Here is a 12,182-nt window from a genome sequence, read left to right as displayed (position 1 = left end):
CCAAGGCCGAGTACCCCGCCGTCTACAACCTGCAGCTGCACAAGGTGCAAGGCATGCGTTACGGCGAGAACCCGCACCAGTCGGCGGCCTTCTACCGCGAGGCCAGGCCCGGAGTCAGCCTGCTGTCCAACTGGACGCAGATTCAAGGCAAGGAACTGAGCTTCAACAACATCGCCGACGCCGATGCCGCGTGGGAATGCGTGAAGGCCTTTGAAGCCCCTGCCTGCGTGATCATCAAGCACGCCAACCCCTGCGGCGTGGCCGTGGGCGCCGGCCCGCTGGAGGCCTACACCAAGGCCCTCAAGACCGACCCGACCTCGGCGTTCGGCGGCATCATGGCCTTCAACCGCGTGGTCGATGCCGACGTGATCGAGGCCATCAACGCCAACAAGCAGTTCGTGGAAGTGGTGATCGCACCGAAGTTCACGGACGCAGCCCGCGCGGCCTACGCATCCAAGCAGAACGTGCGTCTGCTCGAAGTGCCGCTCGACGACGCCACCCGCAAGCTGAGCAACGCGCTCGACTTCAAGCGCGTGGGCGGCGGCATGCTGCTGCAATCGGCCGACAACATCGACATCGTCGGCGACGTGAAGGTCGTGACCAAGCTGCAGCCCACCGCCGAGCAGATGAAGGACATGCTGTTTGCCTGGACCGTGGCCCGCTTCGTCAAGAGCAACGCCATCGTCTTCTGCAAGGACGGCATGACCATGGGCGTGGGCGCCGGCCAGATGAGCCGCCTCGACTCCGCTCGCATCGCCTCGATCAAGGCGCAGCACGCGGGCCTGACGCTGCAAGGCACGGCCGTGGCGTCGGACGCGTTCTTCCCGTTCCGCGACGGGCTCGATGTGGTGGTCGATGCGGGTGCCACCTGCGTGATCCACCCGGGCGGCTCGATGCGCGACGACGAAGTGATCGCCGCGGCCGACGAGCGTGGCATCGCGATGGTGTTCACCGGCACGCGCCACTTCCGTCACTGATCGCCGTCACCGCAGTGAAGGTTCAGCGGCGTTCGCACGTGGCGGCCTGGGCCGCCCGCTGCGCGCTGTGCGTGAGCATGGTGGGCGGCGTGGTGCTGAACCCCACCAGCGCCAGTGCCAAACGCCCCCTCAGCAACCTCGAAGCCAACAAGGCTGCCGCCATCAAGAGCAGCCCGGCGCGCGACAAGGCCGAGTCGGCCGGCGCGCATTGGCGCATCTCGATGATGGGCTACGGCCCGGTGCTGATCGGCATGACGCCCGAGCAGGCCAGCCAGGCACTGGGCGCCCCGCTCAGCGCCGGCTCGCCACGCCCGCCCAAGGGCTGCCATTACCTGTTCGCGCCCGATCAATACCCCGGCACGTATTTCATGGTGTCCAAGGGCACCGTGGCCCGCATCGACTTTCGCGAGCCCGGCCCGCGCACGCTCAGCGGCATCGGCGTGGGGCAGCGCGAGGCCGACGTGCGCAAGCGCTTCGGCGCCAAGCTGGAAGTGGCGGCGCACCCGTTCTTCACGCCGGACGGCCACATGCTGACGCTGCGTGCCAAAGACCGCCAGCACGCCGTGCGCTTCAACACCGACCGCGGTCGCGTCAAGACCTTCGAGATCGGCCGCGCACCCGAGATCGACTGGAGCGTGGAGCAATGCTCGTGACCCGAGTTTGATGCCGCCCAGCTGCCCACCCGCATCACGATCCGGCTCGCGCCGGATTTTTTTGCCGCATATACTTCGCATGCGAAATAAATTCTCGCGCCGCCCAACCCGCACTCACCATGGCCACCAAACCTCGTCTGGTCTTTCTGCTCAACACGGCGCAACGTCGTCTGCAGCAATGGATCACCGCCCAGCACGCCACCGCGCCCGCGTCGACTGCTGGCGACGCCCCCACCGCGCCGCAAGGCGGCGTGCTGTTCGTGCTGGCCAAGGCCGATGGCGCCACGATGGGCCAGCTGGCCCAGGCGCTCGATCTGGCGCCCTCGGCCGTGTCCGGCCTCATCCAGCGCATGGAGTCGCTCGGGTGGGTCGCCCGCCACGCCTGCCCGGAGGACGCCCGCACCCAGCGGGTATGGCTCACGCCCGCCGGTCAGGCGCAACTGCCGGCGCTGCGCCAGGCCATGACCCGCATCAACGCCCGGCTGACCGCTGGCTTCAGCGAAGCCGAATTGCAAACCGTGGCCCGCTGGCTGACGCACGTGCAGCAGCTCGGCGCCCCCGACGATCAGGAACCTTGAAATGACCCACGCCCCCACGAATGCCGCCCCCGCACCCGAAGCCGCTCAAGACGCGTCCCGCCTGGAGCCCATCGACCTGATCTGCCAGGACGGCGTGCGGCTCAAAGGCCATTTCGTGCCCGCCTTCAGCGGCCGGCAAGCCGCCACCGAGCGCCCGGTGTTGCTGTGCCCGGCCACCGGCGTGCGCCAGCACTTCTACCTGCGCTTCGCCGCGTGGCTGGCCGATCAGGGGCACGACGTGCTGGTGTTCGACTACCGTGGCATCGGCTTGTCGTTGCAGGGCCCGCTCAAGCGTTGCCGCGCCACGCTGGCCGAGTGGGGCCAGCAGGATCAGGTCGCCGCGCTCGACTGGCTGGTGCGCCGCACCGAGCACGACCAGGTGCTGCTGCTCGGCCACAGCGCGGGCGGGCAGATGATCGGCCTGCTGCCCAACCACCGGCATGTGGCGCGCGTGGTGGGCGTGGCGTCGTCAACCGGGTGGTTTAGCGGCATGCGCCCGGGCTTTCGGTTCGTGGCGCAAACCATTCTGCGCGGCGTGATCCCGGTGGGCATCCGCCTCAAAGGCTATGCGCCGTGCTCGAAAGTGCAACTGGGCGAAGACCTGCCCGCCGCCGTCGCCCGCCAGTGGGGCCAATGGTGCGCGGCTGGCGGCTACGCCACCAACGCGGTCAAAGGGCACCCGCAGCACGACTACCACGGCGCCATCCGCATCCCCATCACCGTGGTGCATGCCACCGACGACAACATCGCCACGCCCCGCACCGTGGCCGACCTGCTGCGCACCTTTCCGGCCGCGTGCAAGCAAGTGCGCCGCGTGGCGCCGCGCGACCACGGCTTGAAGGCCATCGGGCACATCGACTGGTTCCGCGCCTCGCACCAGGCGTTGTGGCCGTTGCTGCACGAGGCCCTGCGCGATCCGGGCTAGGCCTTGTCCTCAGGGCACCAGGTTCCAGCGCTGCCAAGCAGCGCCGGACCACGTCCACGTCTGCACATTCGCACCAGCCGCTGTGCTGCCGCCGTTCACATCCAAAGCCTGCGCGGGCAGGCTGCGCAGCGTGATGGCACCGCTAGCGGCGTCGAGGTTGAAGCGCTGGCGCGCGCTGCCACTGCAGCGGGCGATCGCCACATTGCCGCCGTCACCAAAGGCATTACTGTTGTCCAGACAGAAGCGCGAATCCTGCTTGCTGCGGATCAGGCCGGTAGTGGTGTCATAGCTCCACTTCTGCCAGTCGCCACCGTTGCAGGTCCACTGGGCCACGTTGGTGCCGTCGGCCATGGTGGCGCCGGAGATGTCCAGGCACTGACCCGAGTTGCGGTTGACGAACTGCACATAGCTGGCTGCGGCCGGCTTGCTCACCTGAGGCGCATAGACCACGCCCAGCCTGTCCACCTCATCGCCAGAGCGACCATGGAAGCCCACGATCTGCCAACCGCTGGGGGCCGTGTAGGTGGAGCAGATGGACGTCGTCTTGCCACCGGCGAGCGTGCGCCCCGTGCTGGTAGTGAACTTGGCGTAGAAGATGCGGGTGGTGCTGTTGTAGGTGCCCGAGCACAGAGACACCGAGGCCAGATATTCACTGGCGCCCAGCGTCAATGAGCTGGCGCTGCCACCATTACCACCGTGCGACAGCACGTAGCCGTTGCTCAGAGCCACCTCCACGCGGTCCACGCGGCTGCCGCTGCGCAGCGTCACCGTGCCCACGGCCGGGTTGGCCGGCAGCATGGCGACGTCATTGAAGGCCGTGCCATGCGGCCCACCCCAGGTGTCGCTGAGCGCGCGGTTGGCCACGGTGGCGTAGGACCAGATGGTCTTGATGCCGCGGTGGTCAGACAGCTCCTCGCCATTGGCGTTCTGCATGTCGGTGGGGATGTAATAGCTCAACGCCTTCAGGCCCACAAAGCCGTTGTCGCGGTAAAGCACCTTGTCGACGATCTCGCATGCGGCGCTGGTGACGGCCGGGTCACACACCAGCGCATCGGCCCCGGCGGCGGGCGGCGTGCCACGCACCTGCTCCAGCCACACATCGGTGAAGCCGCGGGTGCTGAACTCGCGGATGTTGTCGTCGGCCCGCGTGTAGCGCGTGTTGGTGTCACCCGCCACGATCACGGCGTTGCCGGCCGAGTTGGCCTCGATGTAGTCCAGCAGCTGCAGCATGTTCTTGCGGCGCGCGGTCAGGTCCGCCGTTTCGGTCTGGGCCTGGGCGTGGAGGTTGTAGATGTCCACATACACGCCCTCGGCCAGGCGCGTACGCGCCATCGTGAAGCCCTTGGGCGTCAGGCAGTCCACGCCGTTGCAGGCGCTCCAGCGCACGCGCTCCCAGTCCATGTACGGGAAGCGGCTCATCGAATTGAGCCCGCTGCCTATGCCCATGCCGCCGCTGGTGGGCGAGCGGTAGGGGTGGTCGTCACAGGTGTCGTACAGGGCAGCGTGGTAGTTGAAGTCCTCCTGCACGTTCACAAAGTCGAACTGCTTGACGTAGCAGCTGATGAGCTTGGTGGAGCTCAAACGGTCACTCGGCGCGCTCGACACACCTTGCGGCAGGCCGGCCACGTTGTAGGTGAAGGTGCTGAAGCTCCCGGTCGCCGCATGGGAAATACCAGACAAAAGTCCAGCAGCAAGCCACATCACCTGACCCCATTTGCACTGAGATTTCATTGCCTTCTCCTTTATTTGCTACGAAAGGAATATTCCGGATCCGTTCACCTCAAAACAATTCACAAATAATTCACAAACAATTGTCGAGTTTGCACGGCACCTCGACCACAACAACACCTCATTTACCCTTCACTCAAGCCCGATCGGGTTGGGCTCGCCCATCTGCTACCCTGCGCGTTGGATTTGGAGCGAGCATGCGCATACTGGGCATCGACCCCGGCTTGCAGACCACCGGCTTCGGCGTGATCGAGGCACACGGCGCGCGTCTGCACTACGTGGCCAGCGGCACCATCCGCACCAGCAGCGCCCATCAGGGCGACCTGCCCGGGCGGCTGAAGATCATCTTCGACGGCGTGAAAGAAGTGGTGGCGCGCTACCAGCCGCAAACGGCGTCGGTCGAGATCGTCTTCGTCAACGTCAACCCGCAATCGACGCTGCTGCTGGGCCAGGCGCGCGGCGCGGCCATCGCGGCGCTGGTGTCGAGCGACCTGACGGTGAGCGAATACACCGCGCTGCAGATGAAGAAGGCCGTCGTCGGCCACGGCCACGCCCGCAAGGAGCAGGTGCAGGCCATGGTGACGCGCCTGCTCAACCTGAACGGCGAGCCTGGGCGCGACGCCGCCGACGCGCTGGGCCTGGCCATCTGCCACGCCCACGCCGGCAGCTCGATGGCCGCCTTGGCGCAGGCCACCACGCTGACGCGCAAGACGCACGCCCAGTTCAAGGGCGGGCGCACCTACTGAGCGACACACCGCTCCGCCGATCCAAACCGTAACAGCCCCGGCGCTCGCCGCTTGTTCGAGCGATCAGACGGCCTCCAGCTTTGCCAGACTGAGGCCGATAACCCCGTCATCTGATTTCTGAACCCCGGAGCTCCGTCATGAACCGTCGCCTGGCCATCTGGACTTGTGCCCTCGGCTTGTCTGTGGGAGGCGCCCTGCCCGCCCGGGCGGACAGCCATGCCGGCCGCGCCGACGCTGAAGCCCTGGTGCGCCGGGTGATCGCCTACTACCAGGCCAACGGCCGCGACAAGACGCTGGCGGCCATCAACGCCCACAGCAGCGCGGTGAGCGACGAGGCGCACGGCCTGTACGTCTACGTGTCCGACGTGCACTCGGGCAAGAGTCTGGCCCACGGCAGCAACGCGCAAATGGTGGGCGTGGACTTTTCACGCATCCGCGACACCGAGGGCAAGCCCTTCGTGGCCGAGCTGCTGACGCTGGCGCGCGCCGGCAAGAGCGGTTGGGTGGACCACACCCGCCCCAACCCGGCCACCAAGCAGATCGAGAACAAGTCGACCTACGTGCAGGCCTTCGACGGCCTGGCGTTTTGCGCCGCCGTCTCGCGCTGAGCGAGCTACGGGGCCGCGACCCGGTCTTTCACCTGCTGCAGCGCGGTCGGGTCTTCGATCGTGGTGAGGTCGCCCGGGTCACGCCCTTCGCACACCGCCTGAATCGCGCGGCGCAGCAGCTTGCCCGAGCGCGTCTTGGGCAGCACGTTGACGAAGCGCACGCGGGCCGGCCGCGCCACGGCGCCCAGCTGCTCGTCCACCACCTTCATGATCTCGGCCTCGTGCGCGGCAGCCATCTCGTGGGTGGCCGCGCGGGCGGCGTCTTTCAACACCACGAAGGCCATCGCCACCTGGCCCTTGAGCTGATCGGCCACGCCCACCACCGCCACCTCGGCCACGTTGGGGTGGCTGGAGATGCACTCCTCGATCTCGCGCGTGCCCAGCCGGTGACCGGCCACGTTGATGACGTCGTCGGTGCGGCCCAGGATGAAGTAATAGCCGTCGGCATCGCGAATGCCCCAGTCGAAGGTGTTGTAGCAAAGCTGGTCGCCTGACTGGTTCGGGAAGCTGCTCCAGTAGGTCTTGACGAAGCGCGCGTCGTCGCCCCACACGGTTTGCAGGCAGCCCGGGGGCAGCGGCCCCTTGATGGCGACCACGCCTTTCTGATTCGGCTCGGTGAGCGCCTCGCCGGTCAGCTCGTGCAGCAGGCGCACGTCGTAGCCGGGCATGGCCACGCCGGGCGAGCCGAACTTGCTGGGCTGCGGCGCCACGCCGTTGGCGATGCTCAAGATCGGCCAGCCGGTTTCGGTCTGCCAATAGTTGTCGATGATGGGCTTGCCGATGGCATCGCTGATCCAGCGCGCGGTGGGCTCGTCGAGCGGTTCGCCAGCCAAAAACAGCGCGCGCAAGCTGCTGAGGTCGTGGCGCTTGAGAGCGTCGGGGTCGTGCTTCTTGAGCACGCGGATGGCGGTGGGCGAGCTGAACATCACGCTCACCTTGTGGCGCTCGACCAGGCTCCACCACACGGCCGCGTCGGGGCGGATCGGCAGGCCCTCATACAGGATGGTCGCCATGCCCGCGATCAGCGGCCCGTAGACGATGTAGCTGTGCCCCACCACCCAGCCGATGTCGCTGGTGCAGAAGTAGGTTTCGCCCGCGCGGCCGCCGAACACGTCGCGCATCGACAGCGCCAGCGCCACGGCGTAGCCGCCGGTGTCGCGCTGCACGCCCTTGGGCTTGCCGGTGGTGCCGCTGGTGTAGAGCGTGTAGCTGGGGTGGGTGGCATCGACCCAGGTGCAGGGCACGCGTCGGCCGGCGTGCCGGGCGCGCAGCAGCTCGTAGGACTCGTCACGCCCCGGCTGCGCGTCGAACGGCGCCAGGCCGCGGTTGATCATCAGCACGCGCTGCGGCTGGTGCGCGGCCAGCCTGATCGCCTCGTCGAGCAAGGGCTTGTAGGGCACCACCTTGCCGCCGCGCGAGCCGGCATCGGCGCTCACGATCACCTTGGGCGCGGCGTCGTCGATGCGCGTGGCCAGCGAGTGGCTGGCGAAGCCGCCGAACACCACCGAGTGGATCGCCCCGATGCGCGCGCACGCCAGCATGGCGAACACCGCCTGCGGCACCATCGGCATGTAGATCAGCACGCGGTCGCCGGCTTGCACACCCAGCTCCTGCAGGATGGCCGCCATGCACTGCACCTCGGCGTGCAGCTCGTTGAAGCTGTAGACGCGCTCGGCGAGCTGGCCGTCGGGCGTCTCGGACGTCACCGCGATCAGGGCGGCCTGGTCGCCGCGCGCGGCCAGGTGCCGATCGACCGCGTTGTGGCACAGGTTGGTCTGCCCGCCGGCGAACCACTTGGCAAACGGCGGGTTGCCGTAATCGCAGACCTGATCGAAGGGCCGATGCCAGTCGATCAGTTGCGCCTGCTCGCGCCAGAAGCTGTCGCGCTCGTCAATGGAGCGACGGTAGTAGGCCGCGTAGACCGATGCGGCGGCAGAAGAAGCTGGAGCGGTCATCGCAAAGCCCTCGACACAAACGATGACCGATCGTAGTGAGGCTCCGCCCCCGGCGTCAGCGCGGGCAAACCCGACGCGCGCCGATGCCAATCGACAAACCGGCTACCAGGCCGGCGCCAGATCCGCCAGGCCGCGCGGAGCCTGGGCGCTGTTTTCGAAGGTGGCGATCTCGTAGGCGCTGGCGTCGGCCAGCAGCGCGCGCAGCAGCTTGTTGTTGAGCGCATGGCCCGACTTGAACGCGCTGTACGACGCGAGCAGCGGGTAGCCGACGATGAACAGATCGCCGATGGCGTCGAGGATCTTGTGCTTGACGAACTCGTCGTCGTAGCGCAGCCCCTCGGCGTTGAGCACGCGGTAGTCGTCCACCACGATCACGTTGTCCATGCTGCCGCCCAGGCCCAGGCCGCGCGAGCGCATCATCTCGACGTCTTTTGTGAAGCCGAAGGTGCGGGCGCGGGCGATGTCGCGCTTGTATTGGCCCGAGCCGAAATCGAACTCGACGCGCTGGCCGGTCTGGTCGACGGCGGGGTGGTCGAAATCGATCTCGAACGACAGCTTGTAGCCGTGGTACGGCTCCAGCCGCGCCCACTTGAGGCTGGGCCCCTCGCCCTCGCGCACCTCGATGGGCTTGAGCACGCGCAGGAAGCGCTTGGGCGCATTCTGCAACTCGATGCCGGCGCTTTGCAGCAGGTAGACGAAGGCGGCGGCCGAGCCGTCGAGGATGGGGACTTCTTCGGCGGTGATGTCCACGTAGAGGTTGTCGAGCCCCAGGCCGGCGCAGGCCGACATCAGGTGCTCGACCGTGGCCACCTTGGGTGCGCCCGGGTCGCCATTGGGTGACAGCGTGGACGCCATGCGCGTGTCGCACACCGACTCGGCGCGCGCCGGGATATCGACCGGCTGCGGCAGATCGACCCGGCGAAAGATGATGCCGGTGTTGGGCGGCGCCGGACGCAGCGTCAGCTCGACGCGTTGTCCGCCGTGCACGCCCACGCCAACGGCGCGGGTGAGCGATTTGAGGGTGCGTTGCTGCAGCATCCCGCGATTTTATGAGCCGTTTGACGCGCCCCCCGATCCAGGCAAGCGGGGCCCGGGCCCCACGGTCACCGGCGGCGACGCGTCACGAAGGCCAGACCGGCCAGCCCCGACAGCATCAGCGCGTAGCCAGACGGCTCGGGCACGGCCGTTGCGTGACGATGCCGGCCGCCGTGTCGCCCGATATGCGGTAAACGGCGAACAGGTTGGGGTTGGCGACTGCCGTGGTCGAGCCGTTCGGCGTGGCCGTCGCGACAAAATCGTTGTCATTGGCGACGACCAGAACCGGCGTGGCCACGCCGTCGATCGTCATCGATGCAACGGCCATGCCTTCGATTTTGGCCGGCACCATCGCGTCGCCACCCAGAGCCGCGCTGAGCGTCTTCTTCACGTCCAGCACTTGCGTCTTGCCTGCAATGGCGACCGCGCCCAAGGCGGCGTCACCGCTGAGGCCGCTGACATCGTTTGTCGCGTTGTTCAAGTCAACCTGGAAGACCTTCTTGGTGACGGCCTTGCTGCCATCGCCCAGGCCCTTGCCGTCGCGCTCGTCGAGCCAGAGCGTGTGGTCGTTGGCAAACACCACCTCGCTGATCGTGTTGCTGGTGCTGTCCAGCTTGTAGGCGTACTGCTTGGTGGCCCCGGTCTCGACATCGATCGTCACCAACCGCACCGAAGTGCCGTTCTTGCCACCGTCTTGAATCAGCGGACTCTGCATCACGCCGACCAACGTCTTGCCATCGGGCGAGATGGCCAGGCCTTCCATGCCCTTGTTGGCCAGGCGACCCGACGTGTTGCCGCTGATTTCGAGTGCGCCCTGCGCATTCACGTTGCTTACCCCCAGATTGCCAGGCAGCGTGTAGGTGCGCGTGCGTTGCCCCGTGCCGCGATCAAACTGATAGACGTAGGGGCCGTATTCGTCGGACACAAAGACGCTCTTGCCGTCGTTCGACATGCGGATGCTTTCTGGGTCGAGCCGCGCATTGCTGCCCACCAGCGAATTGCCCGCGCCAAAGCCGTCCGAGCGGCCGGTGAAGTAATACTTGCCCGTCGTGTTGATCGACGGAGCGCCGCCTGCGCCATAGTTCAGCGGCGTGTCGCTCCACAGCATGGTGGTGCTGGTGAGCGTCGGGGTCACGGTGTAGGGCAGGCTGCCAGAAGGCACGCTCGACACGTTCAGCGTGACCGTCTGGAAGCGCGCGATGTACGACGCCGTGTCGTCCACCGCCGAGTTGTAGGTCACCGCGTTCGGGCCGCGATCGGGCAGCGCCAGGAAGGTGTTGCCGCCCGCCCAGGCCAGGCCCGAACCCATGCCGCCCAGCAAATCGCCGGCCACGCCGTTTTCGAGCAGGCCGCTCTGGCCCGACAGGTCGTGCGCCGTCGCCGACAGGCTGCCGATGCCCAGCAGATCGAAACCGGCGTGCGCCGACGTGGCCGCGAACGCGGCGGACAAGACCAGAGAAAGCTGCTTCAAGCGCATGGTGCGGGACTCCTCTTACTGAACCTGATCGCCCGGTTGCGAGACGAAACCGCGCAGCTTAGGAATCCCGCGTGACGTCCGTGTGACGCACCCGGCCCGCCCCCCGCCAGGGGTAGGAGCCAGCGCCATCCTAGGGGCCCGGACTCGCTCTTCGGGGGGGCGACACCGTTGGTGCCTGACCTTTAGCATGCCAGCCGCACAGTGACCGGCAGCGCGTTGCTGGGCAATTCGGCCTGCACCGGACACGAAGCGCGGCGGGCCATCAACGTGGCTCACCGCAATGAAAGGATCGCATGATGAATCAACCGAACTTGCACCGCCTACGACACCGCCTGATGACCGCGGCCATGCTGGGCAGTTGCGCCCTGGCCGCGCAGGCCGCGCCGTCCGTTCTGCTCAGCTACGACAGCTACAGCGGCGTATATGGCAGCCTGAGCAACCAGCTCACCAGCCCCATGCTGGGCACCATCAACGTCTACGTCAACGGCACGTCTGACTACAACTACGCCAACGGGGTGTCGTCGGCCACCTACAACGTGGCAGCCAACGGCGCGGGCACCAACGGCAGCGACCCGGCCTACGACCTCCTCACCACCAACGGGCAATACGGCTTCAACTACAACGGCCAAGCTCAAGTCTTCGGCACCCAGCTGAAGTCCCGGGTGAGTTCGGCGGTCACCGATGCCACCGGCGCCGCGGTGGAAGCCAGCAGCCAGTCCACCAGCCTGAACGCCAATACCTACGCGTACTGGAACGACCAGTTCCTGGTGAACGCCGACGCCCATCACCAGAAGGGCTCGTATGGCGCCATCCTGGTCGGCATCCAGCTGGACGGCAACTTCCCGACGCTGGCCAACGGCATGAACAACGGCGCCTCTTCGCAGCTGACGGCCTCCACGTCGTTCACCGACTCGGCCGGCGTCAACTACACCAGCAACTACAGCATCTACACCTACGCAAACGACCCGACCTGGACTGGCAGCAAGACGGTCTACAAGAAACTGCTGTTCCAGTACGGCACGGCGTTCAATTACAACTTCCAGCTCCAAAACTGGACCTACGGCAACGGCAGCGCCGACTTTCACAACACCGGCAAGATCGAGTCGATCGAACTGCCCTTCGGCAGCACACTCGAAACGGGTGCGATGCAAGCCGGTCTGGACGGCACCACGTATGGCAACGTGTTCAACGCCGCGACGCTCGATGACCAGAACACCAACTGGGACTTCGGCAACAACGGCGGCGGCTTCACGCCCGGCGTGCCCGAGCCGAGCGGCTACGCCCTGACGCTGGCCGGGCTCGGCGTGCTGGGTGCCTTGCGGCGCCGTCGCAAGCCCCTCGCCTGACGATCGGCGCCCGACCGCGCCCCTCACCACCAAGAGGCCCGCGGGCCTCTTTTTTGTTGCTTGCCCCCTTGTGGGGGAGTCCGCCACAATCGCGCGTTGACGCCCGCCGGATCAGCCGGCAGGCGGCGCAGCCCCCCCTTTTTCAGACGTTCTC

Annotated in this window: 11 protein-coding genes and 1 pseudogene; 7 read left to right on the top strand and 5 right to left on the bottom strand. The window is 67.0% G+C overall.

What is annotated here, in order from left to right; all coding sequences use genetic code 11:
- The 4 genes from purH to ACE3SS_RS13085 form a co-directional block, all read left to right on the top strand.
- A partial coding sequence (gene purH / locus ACE3SS_RS13100; protein WP_374594630.1) for a bifunctional phosphoribosylaminoimidazolecarboxamide formyltransferase/IMP cyclohydrolase occupies positions 1-977 on the top strand: 977 nt, incomplete at its 5' end.
- Between the two features lie 14 nt (positions 978-991).
- Positions 992-1,630, top strand: a complete 639-nt coding sequence (locus ACE3SS_RS13095; RefSeq protein WP_374594628.1) for a hypothetical protein — start codon at positions 992-994, stop codon at positions 1,628-1,630.
- 119 nt (positions 1,631-1,749) lie between these two features.
- Complete coding sequence (locus ACE3SS_RS13090) at positions 1,750-2,208, top strand: MarR family winged helix-turn-helix transcriptional regulator (protein WP_374594626.1); 459 nt, start codon at positions 1,750-1,752, stop codon at positions 2,206-2,208.
- A 1-nt stretch (position 2,209) separates the two neighbouring features.
- On the top strand, positions 2,210-3,133 hold the full coding sequence (locus tag ACE3SS_RS13085; RefSeq protein ID WP_374594625.1) for an alpha/beta fold hydrolase: 924 nt from the start codon (positions 2,210-2,212) through the stop codon (positions 3,131-3,133).
- Positions 3,134-3,142: 9 nt separating this feature from the next.
- Here ACE3SS_RS13085 and ACE3SS_RS13080 read toward each other — a convergent pair whose 3' ends face one another.
- Entirely contained in the window at positions 3,143-4,813 is a 1,671-nt protein-coding gene (locus tag ACE3SS_RS13080; RefSeq protein ID WP_374594623.1) for a jacalin-like lectin, read from the bottom strand.
- A gap of 245 nt (positions 4,814-5,058) precedes the next feature.
- Here ACE3SS_RS13080 and ruvC point away from each other — a divergent pair, with 245 nt between their 5' ends.
- Together ruvC and ACE3SS_RS13070 are read left to right on the top strand one after the other, a co-directional pair.
- Positions 5,059-5,607, top strand: coding sequence for a crossover junction endodeoxyribonuclease RuvC (gene ruvC, locus ACE3SS_RS13075; protein WP_374594621.1), 549 nt, complete (start codon positions 5,059-5,061; stop codon positions 5,605-5,607).
- Between the two features lie 137 nt (positions 5,608-5,744).
- Positions 5,745-6,215: a cache domain-containing protein gene (locus ACE3SS_RS13070; protein ID WP_374594619.1), complete on the top strand. Its 471-nt coding sequence runs from the start codon at positions 5,745-5,747 to the stop codon at positions 6,213-6,215.
- Positions 6,216-6,220: 5 nt separating this feature from the next.
- On the opposite strand, the gene ACE3SS_RS13065 is transcribed toward ACE3SS_RS13070, so the two are convergent.
- The 4 genes and pseudogenes from ACE3SS_RS13065 to ACE3SS_RS13050 all read right to left on the bottom strand — a co-directional run bounded on the left by ACE3SS_RS13065 (position 6,221) and on the right by ACE3SS_RS13050 (position 10,682).
- On the bottom strand, positions 6,221-8,170 hold the full coding sequence (locus ACE3SS_RS13065) for a propionate--CoA ligase (RefSeq protein WP_374594617.1): 1,950 nt from the start codon (positions 8,168-8,170) through the stop codon (positions 6,221-6,223).
- A gap of 102 nt (positions 8,171-8,272) precedes the next feature.
- Positions 8,273-9,208, bottom strand: a complete 936-nt coding sequence (gene lpxC, locus ACE3SS_RS13060) for a UDP-3-O-acyl-N-acetylglucosamine deacetylase (RefSeq protein ID WP_374594615.1) — start codon at positions 9,206-9,208, stop codon at positions 8,273-8,275.
- 65 nt (positions 9,209-9,273) lie between these two features.
- Positions 9,274-9,357 (bottom strand): annotated as a pseudogene (locus ACE3SS_RS13055) (PEP-CTERM sorting domain-containing protein); the annotation flags it as partial.
- On the bottom strand, positions 9,324-10,682 hold the full coding sequence (locus ACE3SS_RS13050) for an esterase-like activity of phytase family protein (RefSeq protein WP_374594613.1): 1,359 nt from the start codon (positions 10,680-10,682) through the stop codon (positions 9,324-9,326). The gene ACE3SS_RS13050 and the pseudogene ACE3SS_RS13055, both read right to left, overlap by 34 nt.
- A gap of 296 nt (positions 10,683-10,978) precedes the next feature.
- Here ACE3SS_RS13050 and ACE3SS_RS13045 point away from each other — a divergent pair, with 296 nt between their 5' ends.
- Positions 10,979-12,028, top strand: a complete 1,050-nt coding sequence (locus tag ACE3SS_RS13045) for a PEP-CTERM sorting domain-containing protein (protein WP_374594611.1) — start codon at positions 10,979-10,981, stop codon at positions 12,026-12,028.
- Positions 12,029-12,182: the final 154 nt, after the last annotated feature.

The sequence above is a fragment of the Aquabacterium sp. genome, assembly GCF_041915145.1.
Classification (GTDB): Bacteria; Pseudomonadota; Gammaproteobacteria; order Burkholderiales; family Burkholderiaceae_C; genus Aquabacterium.
The sequence above is the reverse complement of the archived record's forward strand: the minus strand, read 5'-3'. Positions and strand labels throughout refer to the sequence as shown.

Coding starts and splice junctions, on each gene's coding strand:
- ruvC (WP_374594621.1), top strand. CDS start 5,059: ATGCGCATACTGGGCATCGACCCCGGCTTGCAGACCACCGGCTTCGGC.
- ACE3SS_RS13045 (WP_374594611.1), top strand. CDS start 10,979: ATGAATCAACCGAACTTGCACCGCCTACGACACCGCCTGATGACCGCG.
- ACE3SS_RS13090 (WP_374594626.1), top strand. CDS start 1,750: ATGGCCACCAAACCTCGTCTGGTCTTTCTGCTCAACACGGCGCAACGT.
- ACE3SS_RS13065 (WP_374594617.1), bottom strand. CDS start 8,170: ATGACCGCTCCAGCTTCTTCTGCCGCCGCATCGGTCTACGCGGCCTAC.
- ACE3SS_RS13070 (WP_374594619.1), top strand. CDS start 5,745: ATGAACCGTCGCCTGGCCATCTGGACTTGTGCCCTCGGCTTGTCTGTG.
- ACE3SS_RS13085 (WP_374594625.1), top strand. CDS start 2,210: ATGACCCACGCCCCCACGAATGCCGCCCCCGCACCCGAAGCCGCTCAA.
- ACE3SS_RS13050 (WP_374594613.1), bottom strand. CDS start 10,682: ATGCGCTTGAAGCAGCTTTCTCTGGTCTTGTCCGCCGCGTTCGCGGCC.
- lpxC (WP_374594615.1), bottom strand. CDS start 9,208: ATGCTGCAGCAACGCACCCTCAAATCGCTCACCCGCGCCGTTGGCGTG.